The organism is Clostridium putrefaciens, assembly GCF_900461105.1.
GTDB lineage: Bacteria > Bacillota > Clostridia > Clostridiales > Clostridiaceae > Clostridium_L > Clostridium_L putrefaciens.
This window is the reverse complement of sequence record NZ_UFWZ01000001.1, coordinates 1,162,250-1,184,598: the sequence shown is the minus strand read 5'-3', so window position 1 is coordinate 1,184,598 and position 22,349 is coordinate 1,162,250. Positions and strand designations below refer to the sequence as shown.

Here is a 22,349-nt window from a genome sequence, read left to right as displayed (position 1 = left end):
ATAAAAATGGGTAGGGTAAATTATAAATACCTCATGTAAAATAATGGATAATAAATCAAATAAAATAGTTGCCCACTTTTACTTGACTCAAACCTTTTAATTGCTCTAATTTATTTATCTTATTTTTAATTATATAATTAGCCATCAATCCTCTTGCTTTTTTCGTATATATAGTTATTATTTTATAATTTCCATCTTTATATTCCTTAAATACAGGAGATAAGACTTTTATATCCTTATCTATATATTGTCTATTTAAAACCTTATAATACTCTTTTGATGCTAAATTGAGTAGTATCTTTTCTTTGTCATCTTTTAAATCATTATTAATATAATTCGTTAATATATCTTCCCAATAGGTGTATAAATTATCCCCCATATTATTTTTAAGTTTAATTCCCATTTCTAATCTATAAGGTTTTATTAAATCTAAAGGTCTAATAACACCATAAAGCCCTGATAATATTCTAAGATTATTTTGAGCGAAATCTATTTCTGATTCATTAAAATCGTAAGCATTTAACCCTTTATAAACATCTCCATCGAAAGCATATATAGCCTGCCTAGTGCCTTCATTTAAATCTTTATTCCAACTTTGATAACGATAAAAGTTCATTTCTGATAGCTTATAACTAATATTCATAAGGCTTACTATCTCTTCTTTTGACAATCTTTTTAGTTCTTTTGTTAAATATTCAGCGCAATTTAAAAACTCTGGTTTAGAATAAGTTTCATAAGGTATATCTTTCTTAAATTCTAAAGACTTCGCCGGGGAAATTATTATCTTCATAAATATATTTTCCTTTCAAAATTTTATACATAAATAATAAAACTACTCCTAAAAAGAAGTAGTTTTTGCTAAATTTATTAACCTAAGCTTTCCATATTTTTATAACAATAGTTTATTATATCACTTCTTTTGATTATTCCTATAAATATTCCATTATCATCTACTACCGGAACAAAGTTTTGGCTAATAGAAAGTGATATTAAACTTTCTATGTTAGCATTTATAGATACAGATTTATGTTTTGTTTTTCTTGGAACATCTTCTATACTTACTTTTGATGTATTTTTAAAAGTAAGATCTGGAGTGTTTTTTAACTTCCATAATAAGTCTCCCTCTGTCAATGTCCCCACATATTTACCGTCAGTGTCTATAAGTGGTATAGCTGTATAACCGTGATACTCCATCCTTTCTAATACTTGTCTCATTGTTGCATCTAAAGTTTCATGAACAACATCATTTTTAGGTGTAATAAAAAATGCAATATTCATTTTAAATCCTTTCCTCTTAAAAAATTTCTTTTTATTCTCTAAGTATATTTTATCATAAAATTTCATTAATAATAAACAAATTTTAAAACTTTACAAATACTTTAATAATACACATTATAATAATATGTATTTCTTCCATACAAATGACTAAAACCATAAATTTTATTTACAATTAAAAGAATTATTGGTTTCTATGTGTCAATAATTTTAAATAATCAATTAATTATGGCTAAAACTCATTTAATATGTTGAATTGAGAAGAAAAAATAGATATAATGGTACATAATATCTATTAAAGAGTAATTTAAATTAGTTGTTAATAACTTTTGACTTTACTATTACCATTTATGATATTTATTTTATTTATAAGAATCTAAGGGGGTATATTCAATGTTAAAATCAATGTTAGAAAAGAAGAAAAAGGAAATTAAGAGAAAAGAAAGAGCACGTGCTCTAACAAATGCACTAATCGGAACAACTGCAGGTGCACTTGCGGGAGTATTACTTGCTCCAAAGTCCGGAAAGGACACTAGAGATGATATCAAAAATGCTGCTCAAACCTTAAATGATACCGTTAAAGACAAATCTCAAAATTTAAGTGAAAATATTAAAGTTAAGGCTGAAGATTTTAAATGTAAAAGTGCTGAAGCAAAGTGCAAAATAAAAAATAAGTTAAGAGAATCTAAACAAGTTTTAGAAGATTCTGAGGATATTTCTGAAGAAACTGAATCAGAAGTAGAAAATGTTGTAAATGAAACTAAGTAATATTCTAAAAAGATTTATAAAGAAGATAAATCAAAGATAAGAGATTACGTAGAAGAGAAAAATGATGAATCTAACACTAATGATTCTGAAAAATAAAGGAGGTAGATTTTAAGATGTATGTCACATTTTCAGGTTTAGGGTATGCAATATTAGGTATTTTAGCTGCTACTGCATTAATATATTTAATACTGGCCTTAAACAAATTAACTAAAGTTTTAACTAGAGTAGACAAAATCTTAGGTGAAAATGAACTAAATATAAACAAAGTAACAAATTACCTTCCAAAAGCTTCTCAAAACATAGCAGAAATCACAGATAACATTAAGGACATCAGCGAAGTTCTAACTACTACAACCGCTGATGCTATAGACATAAAGGACGATGTACAAGGTTACCTTATCACTTTAAAAGAAATAATATTAATAGTAAAAAATGTATTTTTTAAATAGGCTCTAAAGAGCCTATTCTTTTTTTGTCTTTTTATCATTATTTATTATAGAAACTAATGCCGTTAAAGCTAATAAGGTTATAGCAAATTTTGATTTTCTCTTCATTGTTATCTCCCTCCCAATATATTGCATTATATCATATTAATTTTCATTTAGTTAAATTTCTATACGATTCTTACCTTTGCCTTTAGCATTATAAAGCCTTCTGTCAGCCTTTGTAAAAACTTCATCTATTTCTTCCGATCCGTTAATTTCATATATACCACAGCTAATAGTTACCTTAATATATTTTTTATTGTAGTTAAAACATAGGTTTTCTATATCTAATCTTATTTTTTCCATAAAGTTTAGACTATCCTCTTTATTCATCTTAGGAAGTGAAACAAGAAATTCTTCTCCACCATAACGACCTACCCAACCATTTACAGCATTAACCTTATGATTTATAAATTGACTAAAATCTCTTAATACATTATCTCCTACAAGATGACCATTTTCATCATTTATTATTTTAAAATCATCTATATCAATCATCACAACCGTACAAGGTATTTTAGATAATTTAACTGAAAGTATATCTACAGGTAATTTTTCATTTATATATCTTCTATTATATATCTTCTATTATATATGTGAGTTAGATCATCTCTTATAATTTTGTTATTCATATCTTGAATATAACTTAATATATATTCTTGTGACTTACTTTCTATATCAGATATAATTCCTATATTGGTTATATCTTTAAATGCTTCAAGTATATATTTATTATTACTATAAAGTATCTTAGTCGCCATAATTAAGAGAACCTTGCTTCCGGTATATTCAATCTTTACACAATTATCTTTTTCTACAAAAGCTCTTGAAGATATGCAATTTTCACAGTGGCTTTCTTTTCTCCAAAAATCATAGCAATTTTGACTAGCATAAACATCAGTAACTCCCTTGCGGTAAATTACCTTCTTTTTTATAGGATCTACTATTCTAAAATCATCATAAAGATTTCCTAATACTGTAAAGCTCTTAATTATAGCTTCTAAACTATTCATGATAAACTCACCTTTCAACTGTAATATACCATTTATCATATAGTATATCACACCTATATATAAATTTAATTAATGAAGTTATCTTATACCATTTTAAGATTTAAATATCCATATACCGAGCCCCTTTTCTTTGGATAAATTTTCAAAAGCCAAATCTCTATTTTTATTTATTTTACTTAAGTCTTTTTCATTAATAGGTGTAAGAATCAAAACACCTCTTCCATCTTTCAAAACAAAAAAAATGTCACTAATATAATACTCCCCATCATCATAGCTTTTTAATCTAAAGTTAAAAGTACTATAAAAAACTACTTCCTCTAGTAACTCTAAATTTTTCAACAAATCTTTTTGATACAACGACTTATAGTAAATATCAATATTCATCTTTTCACTTTTAATAATTTTACCTCTTTTCTCTAAATCCTTTTTTAGATAGTCAATAGTATTTATCTTCTTAAATTGTTCTAATTCTAATATCTTTATATCTTTTGGCCAAGAAACATTTTCGTATAATACCTTTCTAAAATCATTTTTCCGTTTGCTTTTATCTAAATTATCTAGGAATTTATCATAAGATGATATTACAGATTCTTGCTTCCATTCTTTTGGGGTATTATAAATAACCATCATTATTACGTTAATCATAAGTTTTAAATGGCTTTTAGGAAATCCACAATATAAAAATAAAACTAATCTTTCTATAAATGTCTTCTTCTCTTCTATTTTAACAACTTGTGTAATGGTATTATATATATTTTTAAAATGATTTTCGGACCTTTCTTTATGTGATTCTTCTATTATGGTCTCTGCAATCTTATTAATACAATTCTCCATAGAATCTTCAATATAATTTCTAGATAGATTGTATTCTTTGCTTAAAGATTGAAGTGTATAATATTTATTTATGCCATATCTCTTTTCAAAAATTTGTAAAATTGTTTTATCATTTATTATTAACTGTGCTGATTTATAGAGGCTGTTTATAAATACTTGTGATTCAATTTTATAACCTTCTTTTAACTGTGTGGGAATCTCCTTTGTGCCATTAAAATATTCCATTATAGACAAGTTAGATAAATTAGGAAACTTAGATAAGTTAGGTGATTTATTAGCGCGAATTTCTTCTTTTATAGCATTCTCTTTTATAATTTCATTTTTAGTATGATGATACTTAATGAAAATTTCATTATATATAATAGAATTATACTCTTTATTTTCTCTCTTTATATATTTTTTTAAAATTAATAAATGTTCCTCAGTTAAATCTAATTCTTTCAACGCTTTTAGGGAGTATTGTCTAAGCTGAGGTGCTGTAGTATCTAAATTCCTTATAAGATATTCTATAGCTTTATTGCACTCATCTTTATAATAAATGGAAAGCTTCCTAATGGCAGAGGCTGCTAGCCTTTTTTCATTAACACTTCCATCTTTTATGTATTCTATAATATGCACTATACTTTCTATATTTGCGCTCTCCCCTAATTCATAGGGTGTCATATTTAAATAATTAATCATACATATCACCTTTTATGTTTTTATTTTTATATTATCATATCTTGTATTAAAAATGAAATGCTATCGTTTGAAAGTAATTTTACCCTTTATAGTTTAAGGTTCTTTTAAGATTGAAGTAATGTTATTTATACTTATTGATGATATAATATATATTAGTATCATTCTTAAAATTTATACTGGTTAATTATATATAATTACTTAATCAATTATAAGTTTATAATTTAACAATATAAACTATATATATTCCACGTTGTTAGATTATGGATATTTATTAATGAAAGGGGTTTAGATAATATGTATAAAATTAAAAACGCTATACCTAATGTTCTTACATTAAGCAATTTAGGATGTGGAGTTATGTCTTTGCTTATGACCTTAGATGGAAATTATATTTTAGCAAGCTTATTCATAATATTGGCGGGCTTAGCTGATAGATATGACGGTATTGTGGCAAGAGCATTAAATGTATCTAGTGAAATAGGAAAAGAGCTTGATTCTCTTAGTGATTTAATATCCTTTGGTGTAGCACCTGCACTTTTAATATTTAATTTATATAGTTTTAAATCAATAGGATTTCTAGGATATATGGTATTATTAGCCTTTCCTATAGCTGGTGCTTATAGACTTGCAAGATATAACATCTCAGATTTTGATGGCGTATTTAAAGGCATACCAATAACCTTTGCTGGTATATTAATTGCTTTATTTGTACTCGTTACAAAAGCTAGATTTATGAATCCTTCTATAATTGTAATATTAGCAGCAATCTTATCTTACCTTATGGTGAGTAATATAAGGTTCCAAAAAAGATAATTACTTATCTATATTGATCAAAATAATATAGATAAATAAAAAACTATCTGTAAAAATTACAGATAGTTTTTTATTTATTACTGTGTAAAACCTTTTACACCCGTTTTGTTAAACTTTAAACTTTGAAACCGTTTCTAAAAGTTTGTCTGAGCTATTCCTAACACCTGTTGCACTTTCAACTATTGACTCAGAATTCCCCCTCACCATTAAGGCTTTCTCTGATATACTAGATGTATTTTTAGCTCCTTCATAGGATGTACTCGTTATATCCTCGATAACTTTTAAGAGACTATTTTGGGATTCCTCAATTAATTTTAGCATAGAATTAAAATCTTGCATTGTAGTAGATACGTAATCTGCATCTTTACTATATCCTTGTCCAATACTTACTAAATTCTCATAATCTTTTATAACCTTATTATTTATAAATTCTAATATATCAGAAGAGGACCTTGTAAGTTCTTTTACACCATCTATAACCTCAAAAGTAACAGCTTTAATCTTTGATACTGTTTCGTTTGATTGCTCTGCAAGATTCCTAATTTCTTCAGCAACAACTGAAAATCCTCTCCCAGCTTCCCCAGCTCTAGCCGCTTCTATAGCTGCATTTAAAGCTAAAAGATTAGTTTTTGATGATATTTCTAATATAGTTTCCGAAAAAATATTTATTTGTTCTACAACCTTAGATTTTTCCATAGCATTTTCCAATGTTTCTTTACTTTTTTCATATATTTCGTAAGATTGCTTAGATGAAATTTCTGCATGATTCCTTATATTTTCTGCTCTTTCTCTTATTTCCGCTGATTGTTTAACTCCTATTTCAGTCTTTTTAGATGACGCCTCTATTATCTTAGCTATTTCATCTGCGGATGAATTCATTTCTTCTGTTGCTGCAGCTGTTTCTTCCATGCTAGATGATAACTCCTCAGTACTAGCACTCACATCTAATATCTCATTATTTAGTGACATCATCGATTTTGTTATATCTTGCACATTATTTTTCATACCTAATCCATTTTCATTAACTTGTAAGATTATACCTCTAATTTCTTGAATGAATCTATTTAAACTAGATGCAAGTCCACCTATTTCATCTTTTGAGGTTATATCTATTGTCTTAGTAAGATCTCCACCACTACTAGCTAGTGCATCTAGTTCTTTTTGAAGGAGATTAATAGGTTTTGTTACAGATCTAACCACTATGTATATGGCAATAAATCCTATTAAAAGTGATATAAGTGTGCCTAAAATCATTATAGTTTTAGCACTTACTTGCCAATCATGCATATCATTTATTTTAATATCCAGTTTATCTTTTTCTACTTGCACAAATTCCTTTGAAATGTTCCTTATATCAGCCATATTTTTTTTGCCTTGTTTTGTACTCATAAAGTATGCAACTCTATCTAGGGTAAGCTCATTTGAATTAACCTTACTTCTTATTCCTATTAAGGATTCACCTTCTCTTGCAATCCAGTTATTTATAGAGCTGTTGAGGTTTGCAAGTCTTGTTTGTTGTTGTTCATCTCCTTTAGTTAATTCAATTAACTTATTCAAATGTGCCCTTGATTCTAATTTACCATTGTTAAAAGGCTCTAGGTATTCTTTATCTCCAGTTATACCGTATCCTCTAATACCCGTCTCCATGTCTACAATACTTGTATTAAGCAAATCCGCTTCCCTTATAATTTCATATGTATATATATTCTCATTTATTTGCTTGTTAGTTTTAATGTTGCAATCATAGGATATAATAATAACAAATGACATAATTAGCATAACAGTTATAAGTCCTATTGTAATTTTGCTCTTGATTTTAATATTTTTCATCATAATATATTAATCTCCTTCTGTCATATTTTACTTTTAACACTATGTTAACAATTTTGGATATCCTTTTCAATACTTTTATTTTATATAAGTACAGATTATTTTTACATTTTTGAATCCTTTAAATATTCATTAAGCCTAAATAAATACACCCTATAGAGTAGATTCTCTTAAAATCTATACTCTATAGAATGCATTTTAAACATATATTAACTTTTAAACTATAACTTAAATGAGCTTTTTAAAGAAACTATTCTATTTAAAACTAATTTATCTTCAGTACTTCTTTCATCTACATTAAAGTATCCATGTCTAACTAATTGAAATTTATCTTGAGTTTTTGCACACTTCATAAATGGTTCAACAAACCCCTCTACTATCTCCATAGAATTTGGATTTATTTGTTCTAAGAAATGCTTTCCTTCATCTCCATCTTCATGGTCTAATATCAAAGGTTCATATAGTCTAAATTCTGCCTTCTTAGCCATGTTAGCATCTACCCAATGTATAGTTCCTTTTACCTTTCTACCTGTGAATCCACTGCCACTTTTGGTGTCTAGATCATAGGTACAATGTATCTCTGTTACATTTCCCGCTTCATCTTTTATAACATCATTACATTTAACAAAATAAGCACCCTTAAGTCTTACTTCATTACCTAAGTATAATCTATGATATTTTTTAGGAGGGTTTTCCATGAAATCATCTTGTTCTATATAGATTTCTCTTGAAAAAGGCACCTTCCTTATTCCTGCTTTAGGGTCATCTCCATTATTTTCTATGTCTAGCATTTCTACTTGATCTTTAGGATAATTTGTTATTACAAGCTTTAAAGGTCTTAATACTGCCATAGTTCTTGAGACCTTTGGCATTAAATCTTCTCTTATGAAATGGTCTAACATTTGAGAGTCTACAAGACTATTAGCCTTAGCAACTCCAATTGCTCTACAAAAGTTTCTAATAGCCTGAGAGGTATATCCTCTTCTTCTAAGCCCTGCTATTGTAGGCATTCTTGGGTCATCCCATCCATCTACAACTTTTTCATCAACTAATAATTTCAATTTCCTTTTACTCATTACAGTGTTTGTAATGTTAAGCCTTGCAAATTCTATTTGTCTTGGCACACTTTTCATTTCACATTCTTTTACTACCCAGTCATAAAGAGGTCTATGATCCTCAAATTCTAGGGTGCAAATTGAATGAGTTATTCCCTCTATAGCATCTTCTAGGGGATGAGCAAAATCATACATAGGGTATATACACCATTTATTTAAAGTGTTGTGATGACTAGTATGAGATATTCTATATATTATAGGATCTCTCATATTCATATTTGGAGAGTCCATATCTATTTTGGCCCTTAATACCTTTTCTCCATCCTTGAAATTTCCATCTTTCATCTTCTCAAAAAGATTTAAATTTTCTTCTACTGATCTATTTCTATAAGGACTTTCTTTTCCAGGTTCAGTTAATGTTCCCCTGTATTCTTTCATATCATCTGCTGTTAAGTCACAAACATAAGCCTTACCTTTTTTAATAAGCAACTTAGCTTTATCATACATATCTTCAAAATAATCAGATGCAAAATACAGTTCATCCCATTTAAATCCAAGCCATTTCACGTCATCTTTTATTGATTCTACATATTCTGTATCCTCTTTAATAGGATTTGTATCGTCGAACCTCAAATTCGTTTTTCCTTTAAATTCATCTGCAAGTTCAAAATTTAAAACTATTGACTTTGCATGACCTATATGTAAGTATCCGTTAGGTTCTGGTGGAAAACGAGTTATTATTTCTTTATGTTTTCCTGAATCTATATCTTCTTTTACTATATTTTTTATAAAATTTGAAGTGCTGTTGTTAATTTCCACTTACGACCATTCCTTTCTTAGTATCTTATTACCTTTTTAGTTCTAATAAAGTAATAAAATAAAATTATGTACATATAACTATATCATAAAAATTAAACTCATCTCATATTACACTTTAATTTTAAATCCCTTATAGAAATCTTATATAATATCAGTTTAATCCTTATCTAAAACAATTTAACTATAACTATTATATAGTTATTATGAATAAAAATCTAGTCTATATTAAAATGTGATTACATAAAGTATATAATATTATTATCTGTAAATCACTATATTTCATAAAAGACTAGGTAATTAATATATAATTGCCTAGTCTTTTATTTTTAATATTTATTTCTTTCCTCTTTTTTTCTTAGTAAAGAAGAAGTATCTAAGGTTTTAGATTTTTCACTTAAGTTCTGTTTTTTATTATCTTTACTAGTATCAACATCTTTTTTACTGTTTTGATTTTTAGTTTTATCTAATGTATTCAAATTTGATTTAACAAAATCTTTATTAGGTACCTTTTCTAACTTAACCTTAATATTGTCTTTGTGTTTATTCTTAAAACTGTTTTTTGTCTTTTTGTATTGTTTATCTGTCTTTTCTTTTACTTTCAATAACTTGGTATTTAAATTTAATCTTCTATAGGCTATATCTATGATAAATAAAACAAGTGACATAGATAAAAGTATATTAGTTAAATCTATTCTACTCCATATAGATTCTAAGCTAGAATTAAATATTTCATCAGAAGACTTTACAAAAGTACCTTTAGTCTCCTCTACTAACTTATCTAATGCTCCTTCGTCTTTAAAAAACTTATATTCAGGTGAATATTGCATGGCAATAGTGGTGTTTTGACTATTAATTACCTTTTCCTCTTCTACTTCTCTTATATTTAAACTATAAAAGCCTGTTTCTTTAAGTTCTAAGACCCCAGAATACTTCCCAGGCTTTGTAGCTTCTAGATCCAAATCAACCTTTTCGCCTTTTTCACTAGTTACTAAAGCATTAACTTTTTGACTTTCGCCTTTATTTTTTGTTTCATATTCTATAAATGCCTGCTTTCCAGTAATATTAACACTTATAATTCCTTCTCCATCAGCATAGTTTTCAATAGACCAATTAAGTATATTTTCCCATAACTTAGTGGTCTTATTCCAACTAGATAAGTTTTTACCCCATCTTCCAGCCATGTCAGAATTCCACGCAACAGATCTTCCAAGTCCATACTGCCATGCTGTAAGTATAGGATCATCTTCATCTGAAGATAGTATTATACTAGAAGTTTCTTTTGCGGAGGATCCTACATATCCAAGTAGTGTTGGAAACCCCTCCTTTGCAACTCCGTTTAATATATTATGAGGGCTAGTTAATTTTGGTGTAAACTCCCTATTGTTTAAGTATGATTTGGATGATAAAAATATCTCTTTTGCAAATATACGTGGAATATCTGTATATATGTCTGTATGATAGCTTCTTCCTCCACCAAGGCTTGCTAGGCTCTGTAGTAAAGCTTTATCTGCATCCGACCCAACTGAAACTGTAGATAATGTTATCTTTTCATCAGTACCAGTACTAAGTACATCATCGTATTGTTTAAACCCATCCTGTCCATCCGTAAGAAGTATAATATGTTTTATCTTCGCATCGTTATTTTTTAATCCATCATAAGCCTCCTTTAGTGCTGGATAAATACTTGTTCCACCATTAACGTCTATAGCTCTTATTTTACTTTTTATATCCTCTTTATCCTTACTGCTTTTAATAGGAACTATCCAGTTAAATGAATCATCAAAGGCTAAAACTCCTATATCATCTATAGGTCTTAATGTTTCTACAGCTTTTTCTGCTGCCTCTTTAGCTAATGCAAGTTTTGTTATGTTTTCTCCGCCCCCCATACTTCCAGAATGATCTATTACAAGAGCTAATGCCATTTTAGGTATTTCCTTTTTACCCCGCATATCCATGTAAACCGGAAGCACCTTTTCAAAAGATGTATTTAAATAGCCTCCTAAAGCAAAAGAATCTTCTCCCCCTGTAGCTATAAAGGATCCTGCATACTCCTTAACATAATCCTCTAAATTATCTACAAATCCCTTATTAATATCATCTATATGTGCATTAGCAGTAATTATAGATTTAAACTCTAGCATTTCCTTAAGACTTCTTGGGGCTTCTTTTGAATTTATCTTCTTGTAATTCATAGAAAGCGTAGAAAATATATTTTCTAATTCCCTTCCCTCTCCATCCTTACTTTCAATTAATAAAATTTTTGGCTTTTCTTTTGCGTTAGTAAATGTAATATATTCATTATTCTTTACTTCACTGTCAAGAGTGGGCTCAATTACTACTTTATAACTTTTAAACCCCCCCGAGTCTTGGATATCTTTAAAAATGAAGTTGTTTTTCCCTTTTTCAACATCTACACTTTGCTCTGCCTTTTTAGTTCTATCTGAATATAGAGAAACCTTAGCTGAAGTCTTTACATTACTTTCTATAGCTATGACTACTGAAAATTCATCACCTATATTTATACGTTCTGGTATGCTTACCTTATCTACATATACTTCAGACTTTTCACTTTTATTTACTTTATAAACCTTAACCTCTACATCTTGGGTCTCTAGTGATGCAGCTGTTTTAAGTAAACTCCCTTTATTTTCTTCACCATCTGTTATAATTACTAGCCTTTTAGCACTTTCCTCTGGAAAAGTTAATAAAGCTTTTGTAATAGCATCTTCTATATTTGTAGAGGTAGATGTGGATAGTGGCACATCTGAAATACCGTTAAATGCATTTCCATTCGAAAAAAACTTCTCTAAAATTGTTCCATCTCCAAAAACCATAACTGCTGCCTTATTCTTTTTAGGCATACCTTCAATAGATTCCTTTATAAACTTTTCGCCTTCCTCTTGAAATTCTTTATTTGATTCTGAAACGTCAAATAAAAACAAGGTTGAGGTATCTTTTATGTTTAATTTAATGGTTATTCCGGAAAGAGCTAAGCATAATAGTGTAAATATTATTATTCTAGAAACGGCTGTTAATGTATTCTTTTTTCTAAATGTTTTTAAATCTTTAAATGTGTAAATAACAATTGCTATAAAAACGGGTATGAGGAGTAAAAATATAGGTCTTATTATCTCTAAGTTCACTAATTTCTATTGGCTAAGAAAGCATTAAAACTTAACCATACTCTCCCTTCTATCTTTTTATATCTAATTTTTGCTTTTTCCTAATATCCCTTTAAATATAAAATCCACTCAATGAAAATAATTATTAAAGCGAGTATTATTAAATATATCCTAAGGTTTAATCCACCTTTTGTAGATTTATTTTCTTTTAAATTATCTATTGATTTGTTTTCTTGTTCAATGTTTGACTCACTATCTGTTGGAAAGTTTACTGTAAATGATGTTTTTATAGTTTCCTCATCTATCTTTTGAGCTACCTCATAAATTCCTATAATATCTGTTCCTCTATATGGCTTTAAAGGAAACCTTAAGTCTATAATCTCCTCTTTACCTTTAGGATTTGTGATCTTAACTGCTTCACCATCTACTCTAGCATTTATCTGAACCTCTTCTCCAGATTTAAAGCTATATTTATCTAACATCCCATTATCTAAAAGTCTTCCTACTACATTATGAATTAATATAGGGAATTCAGCTTTAAGTGTCAAATCTGAGTTATGAAGGTCAAATCCTAAAACCCCTACAACCTTTCCATTATAATTGCCTATGAATCCTAGGCTGTCTTCTTCTACCCTCAAAAATTCTTCAGCCCAATTTGGTTTTTCTATTTTCTTATAACTTTTAACAGCAAATTTTAACCCTTCAGTATACTTACTAAGGCTACTTTTAGTTACCATCCCATCCCCTCCCTGAAGCTCTTCTTTAACATTAAATATAGAATTACTTTCAGGATTTATAAGGAGTATATTTCCGTCCTTTGGAATGTTTATAGGTGTTATATTGTCAAATATATAAAGGTCATATTTATCTTCTTTATTTATATTTTCTTCTTCATTTGTCTTGTAAATATCTATGCTAGGTATTGTTTGTAAGGCCTTTTCTAAAAATATATTTTTTTCTGTAACAAGAAGAACCTTTTTCTTATCTTCATTCAATACCTTTTCAAATATAAAATTATCTTCTTTTATGCTATCTTCTTCTGTAAGTTCTGCTTTAAGTATATCTCCTTTAAAGGATATTTTATCAAAGAGAACATTTTTACTTTCTTTAGGATTTAAAGTTATAGGTTTTATATCTAAAAGTTTCTCATCTCCATATAAATCTACATCAGAAGTGTATTCATAACTTCCTCTATTAGTTACTTTAACTAATACCTTAAGTTCTTCTTTATTTTCACTATAAGAAAGAAAATCTAATGATGCATTACTTGACGCTTGTGTTAAATCAATTACTTTCCCATTTATATCTTCTATGTCCAAAGCTTTATCAGTGAAAAATATAGCTTCATAGCTTTCGTTTTCCTTGGTTAGAGCTCTTATAATAGATAAGCTGTCTTCTATATTACCGCTTACAGACTTTATCTTTATAGATTTTAGCTTATCTTTTGCTAAACTTTTATCTTTAGAACTAGAAAGCTCTATAGAAGGCTTTTCTGATGCATTTATTATTGTAACTTCTGCGTCTGTATTTATAGAATCTATATACTCTTCAGCACGCCTTTTCGCCTCTTCAATTCTTGTAACATCATCGTAGGTTGCAGTCATACTACCCGTGCTATCCATTACTATTATTATGCTTTTATACTCCCTACCCATCATAGATAAAAATGGGTCTGTTAATGCAAAAGTCAAAAAGAGTATAGTTAAAAGTTGTAGTAAAAGCATTATATTATATCTTAATCTTTCAAAAGGAGTAGATACTTCAACATTCTTATATACTTCTTTCCATAAAAACGTACTTGGTATAATATGTTCTTGTGACTTTTGTTTCAAAAGATATAAAAATATAAGCAAAGGGATAAAAGTCAAAAATATAAGTGGCCATGAATTTACAAATTTCATACTCTCACCCCTATCTTTTATTTATTAGTCCTTGAACTGTTAAATCTTTAAATACTATCTTTTCAATAGAATCTTCAGAACTTATAGGTACATAAGTAGCACCATACTTAGATGCCATGCTATTAATACCTTCTTTAAATGTTAATAGCTCTCTTTCATATATATTTAATATTGAAGAATTTAAGTTTACTCTAACACTTTCATTACTTTCAGAATCTAATAAGTTTAAATTTCCATTTAACGTAGGGTGAAGCTCTTCTTTTGATAATACATGGATTAAAATTACCTTTTGTTTTTTATTCACTAAATACTTTACAGATTCTTCTAGGGATTCTCTTTGAAAAAAATCAGACATTAAAATAGATACACCTTTTCTTTTTGGTCTAAAATTCTTTATAGATGAATGTATACTATTAGTGCCTATAAATTCTATCTTTGAAAGTTCCTTTAATAAGTCTTGTAATAAAGGTTTACCTGCTCCAGATTTTATATTTCTTAATCCTTGACTACTTATTAAATTTACACAAACTCTATCAAGATTATTTAGTATTATATATGAAAGCGCTCCTGTTATCTTAATGGCTTCATGAGACTTTTTATGCTCACCAAAATCCATGGACTTACTACTATCTATAAAAAAGTTAAATTCGGCTTCTCTCTCTTCCATAAATAACTTTATAAATAACTTTTCAGATCTAGCATAGGCATTCCAATCTACACGTCTTATGTCATCTCCTGGTGTGTACTCTCTAAAATCAGAGAACTCTAGGGATGTACCTTTTGAATTTGATTTTCTTCCTCCCTTATTACCAAGGTTTAATCTTATATTTAGGTTTATATTTATATTTTGTAATCTTTTAAAGAAGTCCTTATCAAATAAATCATAGTCCATATTCTATACTACCTTTATTTCTTCTAGTATCTTTTTTATAATATCATCTGGATTAATACCTTCAGAAAGTCCTTCAAAGTTAAGAAATATCCTATGTCTTAAGGATGGATATGCAACTATCTTTATATCTTCAAAGGATACATTAAATCTTCCTTCCATCATAGCCCTAACTTTGGCAGCTTTAAATATAGCTTGAGCTCCTCTAGGGCTTGATCCTATACTAATATACTTTTTAGTAACCTCTGGAGACTCCTTTAATTCTGGGTGAGTTGCTAAAATCAGTTTTAAGGCATATTCAGAAACTGCATCAGATATAGGTATTTCCTTTGTAATCTCTCTTATACTAAGGATATCTTCTGCACTTAATATTGAGTTAATCTCCACCCTTTTGTTTGTAATAGTTATATCCATTATCTTCTTTAATTCTTCTAAAGAAGGAAACTCCACAAATACCTTAAACAAAAACCTATCTAGTTGCGCTTCTGGGAGAGGATAGGTGCCTTCCATTTCAATGGGATTTTGAGTAGCTAAAACCATAAATGGTTCTGATAACTTATAAGTACTTTTACCTACAGTCACAGTCTTTTCTTGCATAGCTTCTAATAATGCTGACTGAGTTTTAGGTGTTGCCCTATTTATTTCATCTGCCAAAACTAAGTTCGCAAATATTGGCCCCTTTTCAAATCTAAATTCATTTGTATCATTTTCTTTAACTATCATGTTAGTCCCTACCACATCAGAAGGCATTAAATCTGGAGTAAATTGTATTCTTGAAAATGAAAGATCTAATACCTTAGATAGCACCTTTACAAGTTCAGTTTTACCAAGCCCTGGAACCCCCTCAAGCAATATATTTCCCTCACTTAAAATACCTATTATAACTTGCCTTATTATATCCTTTTGTCCAATTATACCTTTGGATATTTCATCCTCACAAGCCTTTATCTTATCTATTACCTTATCTATATCCTCTTTATTCAATTCCATTATTTCACCCCATATTATTGTAGACCTTCAAAATAGCTTTTTATTATATCTTTTAACGCTTCCGGTATTGTTAGATTATTGACGCTATCATAGGCCTCTTTAGTATAATCTCCTATTACTTTATCATAATTTATAGATTCTCCTCTTTTTCCTATACCTTTATCTAAATCTAATGTTTGTGATGAAGAATTGTTATTTTCTTTTCCTGTAAGATTTTCATCATTTCCTTCACTTCGATTTGGAATAAATACCTCTTCTTTATTTAAAGGAGTACTAATATCCGTTTTATTTATACCATTCTTGCTTCCCTTATTAACTCCTTCACCTTTTCCCTTTTCACTACCTTGACCTTCCCCATTACTCTTACCTTCTTCTTGCCCTTCATCACTATTTTTACCCTGACCTTTTTCCTTGCCTTCACCACTTTGTTCCTTCTTTTCACCCTTATTATGAATCTTTGAAGCTGTTCCTTCTGTTTCATCCACCAAAGACTTTAAAGCTTCACTAGTTTTCTTTTTGCTTTCATCACTTATATTTCCCTCTTTAACATCCTTTGATATATCTCTTAAAGCTTCCTTTAAATCCTCATTATCAATCTTCAAGGAAGCCTCTTTAAGAGACCTAGATATTTGACTTTTTTCTAAATCTTCTAAGGATGATACATTGTTTTCAATATCTTTTAAAGCCTTATCTATACCCTCTTTATTCTTAGCAGCTAACTGTTTTGAAAGTTCCTCCATAAACTCATTTTCTGAAAACTTATCTACTAATTTATTTAAATCTTTATTAGCCTTATCTTTTCTCTGTTCTTCGCCTTTTGGATTTATATCCTTTTGGATACTCTTAAGCATATCCTGTTTTTCCTTACTAATATTAGGATCTTTAGCTTCTTTTTCAAGCCTTTTATCTAATCTTTCTAAAGCTTTTTCTATATCTTTTTCTGTTTTTGTTGTTGTTATTTCTTTTTCTGTCTTTTCTAAAACTTCTATTATCTTTTTCTTTTCATCTTCGTTAAGTTTATCTATCTTTTGTATAATCTTTTTCTGTTCTTCTATTTTATTTAAAGTTTCTTTCTCAAACTTTTTGGTTGTTTCTATTTCCTTTGCTAATGTTTTAGCCTCAGTTTTTATAAACATTCCAAGAAAAGATATTACTACTAAAGATATTACCATTATGACCTTTTTCTTTTCTATTATTATAGGGATCTTCTCCTTTATATTAAAAGACTCTATAAATCTTGCAGTATCTTCTTTTTGAAGACTATAAACTCCTTTTTCTTTTCCTATACTTTCTAAGGCAGTAGATAGTCTTTCATCTAAGCCTTTACTATCTATTATAAGTGCCTGCTTTTCCTTATTTGGGAGCCTTACCATAGAATATATAAAGCTTATACATATACCTATTAACAAAACAGATATATAAATAATTTTAATTTTATATATAGGAACAATTAAAGACATTATGGATGGTATACTAGAAACTATTAATGTTATTATAAGTCCTATAACAAAGTCATTTAAAAATAAGTTTAACTTAAGCCTTCTTGAAGCCTTCTTAAAAAAGTTTATTATCTTTAAATCTAAGATGTTCATATCTTACTAATTCTTTTCTTATTATATCTTTTTATAGGATTTAACTTCCATGCTGATAAAAAAATCAATATTACAGATATTGTAACTTGAACTATACAGTTTATTACCCAAGTATTTGCATATTGACTAACTGTCCTTGCTCTAGGGATTGCCGCCCCACTACCTAGTTGATTAGACACAAGTGAAATATATCCCCATAAAGGATTAAGATATAAATAAAATGGTGCGGAAAAGTTTTGTACTGTTGATTGTCCTGTAGATACATACTTTAAATTTATATATTGAAAATATATAAATGTTATAAATAGTGTACCTAATGTTAAGAAAAGTCCCACAGCGTAAACCACAACATTTGATACCCTAGAACTTTTAAAAAAGGTTGATATCAAAATTGCAATACTTCCTACATACAAAGCTGTTACTAAATAAAATATTGTAATCTGAAATATATGCATAACACTCACTCCACCAAATAAAAACACCAGCGAAAATACGGGTATAGTAGAGATGATAAGTAATACAACCTTACTTAACGATGCCATAAGCTTTCCTGTTACTATAGATAATGGAGACATCTTTGTTGAGAGCAATATGTCTAAAGTCTGCCTTTCTCTTTCACCTGAAATTGCTGATGCGGATAAAGAAGGCACAATAAATAATATTAAAACTAATTGTAAACTTTCAATAGCCATATAAATAGTTGGTAATTCCTCATATCTTGATCCACCATAAGCCATGTTTTTTAAAAATGTTCCAAAGGTAATTACTGCAACGGAGGCTAACACACCTACATAAATAGCAATTAGCACTCCTATTCTCCATGTCCTCGCAGTAGTTTTTGCTTCTTTTCTAAGAACTGGGTTTATATTTATTTTCATAATAGCACCTCCTATTTATGTTGTTTTTCTGTAATCTTCATAAATATATCTTCAAGATTACCACTTTCTTTAGCAAATGATACCACCGGAATATCATTGTTTATCAAAATTTTAAGAACCTCTACCATTTCTTGCTCTTTACCACCAAATCCAACTGTAATATTCTTATTATCCACAATTAAATTACTTAGGTAGGGTAGTTCTTTTAAAAGTTTTACTCCATCTTCTACTTTATCTAGTAGCCTTATCTTTATTGGATGAGCATAATTCATTTTCATCATTATCTCATCTACAGTAGATGTAACCACCATTTTACCGTCCTCTATTATACCTATATTAGTACAAAGCTCTGCAAGCTCTGGTAATATATGTGAACTTATTAGTATGGTCTTACCCATATCTCTTAGGTTTTTTAAAATTGACTTCATTTCATATCTTGCTCTAGGATCCATTCCAGATGCGGGCTCATCTAATATTAAAAGTTCTGGATTATGCACAAGACTTCTCGCAAGACAAAGTCTTTGTTTCATACCTCTTGATAAACCATCCACATAAAAATCTGCCTTATCCTTTAAATTAACTATCTCTAATAAATCCATAGATAACCTTTTTGCCTCTTTACCTATTACGCCATAAATAGAAGCATAAAACTCTAAGTATTCTATAGTTTTCAAGTTCTCGTAAACTCCAAAAAAATCCGGCATATATCCTATCTTTTCTTTAAGCCTTTTGTTTTCACGTATACCATCTATACCATCTACATAAACCTCACCAAAGTCTGCTTCTAAAAGTCCTGCTACAATTTTCATAGTGGTAGTTTTACCTGCACCATTAGGACCTACAAACCCGAATATTTCACCTTTTTTAATACTTAAGCTTACCCCGTCTAGGGCTATAAATTTACCATAGGACTTTTTAAGTTCTTTAATCTCTAACATTATTTCATCCCTCCTTTTATACTCATTAATGGCACAGAGGAAGGTCTACCATCATTATTTTTATTTTCACTGTTTTCTAATCTTACTTTAATTTGTCCGTTTTTTACATACCTAGATGAATTATCTATATTAATATCAGCTCCACTAATATCCATCTTCTCATATTTATCTTCATCTATATTTAATATATAAAAGTTACCATTGAAACTACTGCTATAATCCAAAGACTCTGTATTTTTAAATCTTATAATATCAATATTTATATCTTCCTTGATTTTATAAGTTAGATTAAGACTCATATTTCCATAAATTGCACCTCGCCCTTCATCATAGTCACCCTGACCTAACTTATTATCTAAAGAAGGTTTTAAAAGTCCATAAGGGTATTCTACAATTCCATCTTCTATAAAGCTTATATTTGACTTAAAAGCTATAATATTGTTTTGATATGTCACAACCTCATTACCATTAACTTTTATTTTATCTTTTATCATATCTTTTGAAGATCCAATTATATATGTATTTTGATCATTTTCATTTTGCCCATATATATTCATCCTTTCAAAAAGTATTTCTAGTTGTGATATCTTGTTTCTATCATTATTTGTAGCATTAGGATTCATGTGAAAAGATCTTGTTAAATCGTTTATATTTTTATATTCTTTTATTACATTTTTTACATCTAGAGTATCACCTTTTTTTAAATCACCTAATTCATAAATACTAAAAGGGCTTATTATATATAAACTCTCTAAATCCGTATCTAAAGTGTTTACTATTTCCCCCTGAAGTTTACCCTCTTTAAACTTTAAGTTTGACTTTAATTCATTCAAAGCTACATCTTTTTTATTAAAATTAAAAGAATTAAGTTTAAAAGGCTTCATATCTTGAAATTCAAAATAGGTTTTATTCCCATCATAAATTACCTTCAAGTTTAGTTTTTTGTTTTCTTCCTTTAATCCAGTATTTCTATTATATTCATTAGGATCATTTATGAATTCTAAATCTACACCTTCGGGTTCCTCTACATATAAATTATTTTTGCTAGGACTTATAATTGAACTATATACCTTTGTATCTATATCATCTTTATCTTCCATTATAGTAATAGAAAATAAATTAGAGAAGGGTTTATTTATTCTTGTAGTGGATCCTATTACATATATAAACAAGCTAAAAGCTAAGGCCATTAGTGGAACTGTAACCCATATATAATCTCTCTTATTAAACTTTTTTAATACAAAATAACCTAGTGGCCCTATAATCATTATATAAACTACAAAAAGTATAGATATATTTCTTATATTAGGCAGCTTTTCTTTAGGTACAGTATTTAATATATTGTTTAGATTATAATTATTTTGTCTTCCTTCGTTTCCTACTTCCTTTAATACATTTGGCATATTTGAAGATATTAATTTAGATATAAATACGTCCCTTGAACGCCAACCTATAAAAGGTTCAATACCTAAATCAATGCCAGAAAGTATTATAACTCCATCTTTTTTACTTAACTTAGATACTATAGGTGTATTGCCTTCTTTCAAAAGAACTTCACTATCTTTAATATTTATATTTAAAACTTCTCCATTTAAAGTTCCTGTTGAATCATCATCTATATATTTATTTAAAGAGTTTAATGTTTTAGTTTCTGTACCCACTATCTCTGCATTTATAAAGCCATCTTTAAACAAAGATAGAGTTTTTGAATAATTTGATCCTGTACCTATAACAAGTACTTTTCCAGACTCTACCCACTCTTTAATAGCTCCATATTGATTTCTAGAAAGTACTGATGTATCAAAATTATCTATTACTAATATGTCTAAAGCATCTAAAGATTTATAATTTTCTCCAATATTATCTTTAGTTAATTTAACAGCAACTGTATCTAATTCTATAATATTTGAGTTGCTTAAACCCTTGTTTAAATCATTACCTTGTATTTTAATATTATTAAAATAGCTAAGACTACTAAAATCCTCTGAAAGTACACCTACAAGCTTTTGATTTTGTAATAGTCTTCCATTCTCAATTCTAACTTTTGTACCCGCTAACGGCTTATTGTTTTGTTCTATTAGAACTTCAATTTCATTAGAAATATCCATAAAAGGTATGGCTATAATAAAGTTTTTCTTAGATTCTTTTGGAAGATTAATTTCTTGACTATATATATTATACTGATTTCGAGTAGTAGGGAACTTTATTTGTAGTTCTCCTTCAATGTCCTTATTTCTATTTTTCACTTCAATAAAAATAGGAATGTTATTACCTATTTTATACCTTCCATCAAATCCATATTCTACTGTAATTTCTACATCTTCATCTATAGGTTCTGCACTAACATCTTTCCCATTACCTGCACACATTAGTAAAAATATAAAAGCACATATAAACAATATTACCTTTTTATTTCCTCTATACTTCATTATATATTATTCCTCCCTTTTACTAGTTATAAAAATA

General features: G+C 28.5%; 18 protein-coding genes. 3 read left to right on the top strand and 15 right to left on the bottom strand.

Features of this window, described 5'->3' with window-relative positions; translation table 11 throughout:
* Positions 1-55: 55 nt before the first annotated feature.
* Positions 56-790 carry a peroxide stress protein YaaA gene (gene yaaA, locus DY168_RS05060; protein WP_115640775.1) on the bottom strand — a complete coding sequence of 245 codons (735 nt, stop codon included), beginning with the start codon at positions 788-790 and terminating at the stop codon, positions 56-58.
* 77 nt (positions 791-867) lie between these two features.
* Positions 868-1,278 (bottom strand): CBS domain-containing protein, encoded by a 411-nt coding sequence (locus DY168_RS05055; RefSeq protein ID WP_115640774.1) that lies wholly within the window; start codon positions 1,276-1,278, stop codon positions 868-870.
* A 390-nt stretch (positions 1,279-1,668) separates the two neighbouring features.
* Here DY168_RS05055 and DY168_RS05050 point away from each other — a divergent pair, with 390 nt between their 5' ends.
* Both DY168_RS05050 and DY168_RS05045 read left to right on the top strand, forming a co-directional pair.
* Complete coding sequence (locus DY168_RS05050; protein ID WP_115640773.1) at positions 1,669-2,043, top strand: YtxH domain-containing protein; 375 nt, start codon at positions 1,669-1,671, stop codon at positions 2,041-2,043.
* Between the two features lie 113 nt (positions 2,044-2,156).
* Positions 2,157-2,492: a hypothetical protein gene (locus DY168_RS05045; RefSeq protein ID WP_115640772.1), complete on the top strand. Its 336-nt coding sequence runs from the start codon at positions 2,157-2,159 to the stop codon at positions 2,490-2,492.
* Between the two features lie 156 nt (positions 2,493-2,648).
* Here the strand turns inward: DY168_RS05045 and DY168_RS05040 are convergent, their stop codons facing one another.
* The 3 genes from DY168_RS05040 to DY168_RS05030 form a co-directional block, all read right to left on the bottom strand.
* The gene (locus DY168_RS05040; RefSeq protein WP_242984154.1) at positions 2,649-3,068 is read right to left on the bottom strand and encodes a GGDEF domain-containing protein; all 420 of its coding nucleotides are present in this window, start codon (positions 3,066-3,068) and stop codon (positions 2,649-2,651) included.
* 20 nt (positions 3,069-3,088) lie between these two features.
* Positions 3,089-3,541 carry a hypothetical protein gene (locus DY168_RS05035; protein WP_115640770.1) on the bottom strand — a complete coding sequence of 151 codons (453 nt, stop codon included), beginning with the start codon at positions 3,539-3,541 and terminating at the stop codon, positions 3,089-3,091.
* 93 nt (positions 3,542-3,634) lie between these two features.
* Positions 3,635-5,056 carry a HEAT repeat domain-containing protein gene (locus DY168_RS05030; RefSeq protein ID WP_115640769.1) on the bottom strand — a complete coding sequence of 474 codons (1,422 nt, stop codon included), beginning with the start codon at positions 5,054-5,056 and terminating at the stop codon, positions 3,635-3,637.
* 294 nt (positions 5,057-5,350) lie between these two features.
* Here DY168_RS05030 and pssA point away from each other — a divergent pair, with 294 nt between their 5' ends.
* Positions 5,351-5,869: a CDP-diacylglycerol--serine O-phosphatidyltransferase gene (gene pssA / locus DY168_RS05025; protein ID WP_115640768.1), complete on the top strand. Its 519-nt coding sequence runs from the start codon at positions 5,351-5,353 to the stop codon at positions 5,867-5,869.
* Positions 5,870-5,977: 108 nt separating this feature from the next.
* On the opposite strand, the gene DY168_RS05020 is transcribed toward pssA, so the two are convergent.
* The 10 genes from DY168_RS05020 to DY168_RS04975 form a co-directional block, all read right to left on the bottom strand.
* Positions 5,978-7,702: a methyl-accepting chemotaxis protein gene (locus DY168_RS05020; RefSeq protein ID WP_115640767.1), complete on the bottom strand. Its 1,725-nt coding sequence runs from the start codon at positions 7,700-7,702 to the stop codon at positions 5,978-5,980.
* A 218-nt stretch (positions 7,703-7,920) separates the two neighbouring features.
* Positions 7,921-9,573 (bottom strand): glutamine--tRNA ligase/YqeY domain fusion protein, encoded by a 1,653-nt coding sequence (locus DY168_RS05015; protein ID WP_115640766.1) that lies wholly within the window; start codon positions 9,571-9,573, stop codon positions 7,921-7,923.
* A gap of 326 nt (positions 9,574-9,899) precedes the next feature.
* Positions 9,900-12,716 carry a VWA domain-containing protein gene (locus tag DY168_RS05010; protein ID WP_115640765.1) on the bottom strand — a complete coding sequence of 939 codons (2,817 nt, stop codon included), beginning with the start codon at positions 12,714-12,716 and terminating at the stop codon, positions 9,900-9,902.
* Positions 12,717-12,796: 80 nt separating this feature from the next.
* Positions 12,797-14,596, bottom strand: coding sequence for a vWA domain-containing protein (locus DY168_RS05005; protein ID WP_115640764.1), 1,800 nt, complete (start codon positions 14,594-14,596; stop codon positions 12,797-12,799).
* A 10-nt stretch (positions 14,597-14,606) separates the two neighbouring features.
* Entirely contained in the window at positions 14,607-15,488 is an 882-nt protein-coding gene (locus DY168_RS05000) for a DUF58 domain-containing protein (RefSeq protein ID WP_115640763.1), read from the bottom strand.
* Between the two features lie 3 nt (positions 15,489-15,491).
* Entirely contained in the window at positions 15,492-16,475 is a 984-nt protein-coding gene (locus DY168_RS04995) for an AAA family ATPase (protein ID WP_115640762.1), read from the bottom strand.
* A gap of 14 nt (positions 16,476-16,489) precedes the next feature.
* Positions 16,490-18,067, bottom strand: coding sequence for a hypothetical protein (locus DY168_RS04990; protein ID WP_115640761.1), 1,578 nt, complete (start codon positions 18,065-18,067; stop codon positions 16,490-16,492).
* Positions 18,064-18,945 (bottom strand): ABC transporter permease, encoded by an 882-nt coding sequence (locus tag DY168_RS04985; RefSeq protein ID WP_115640760.1) that lies wholly within the window; start codon positions 18,943-18,945, stop codon positions 18,064-18,066. Before DY168_RS04985 ends, DY168_RS04990 begins: the two co-directional genes overlap by 4 nt.
* Positions 18,946-18,956: 11 nt before the next feature.
* Positions 18,957-19,883, bottom strand: a complete 927-nt coding sequence (locus tag DY168_RS04980) for an ABC transporter ATP-binding protein (protein WP_115640759.1) — start codon at positions 19,881-19,883, stop codon at positions 18,957-18,959.
* Positions 19,883-22,312 carry a tripartite tricarboxylate transporter TctB family protein gene (locus DY168_RS04975; RefSeq protein WP_115640758.1) on the bottom strand — a complete coding sequence of 810 codons (2,430 nt, stop codon included), beginning with the start codon at positions 22,310-22,312 and terminating at the stop codon, positions 19,883-19,885. The genes DY168_RS04980 and DY168_RS04975 overlap by 1 nt, the downstream gene beginning before the upstream one ends.
* Positions 22,313-22,349 lie beyond the last annotated feature (37 nt).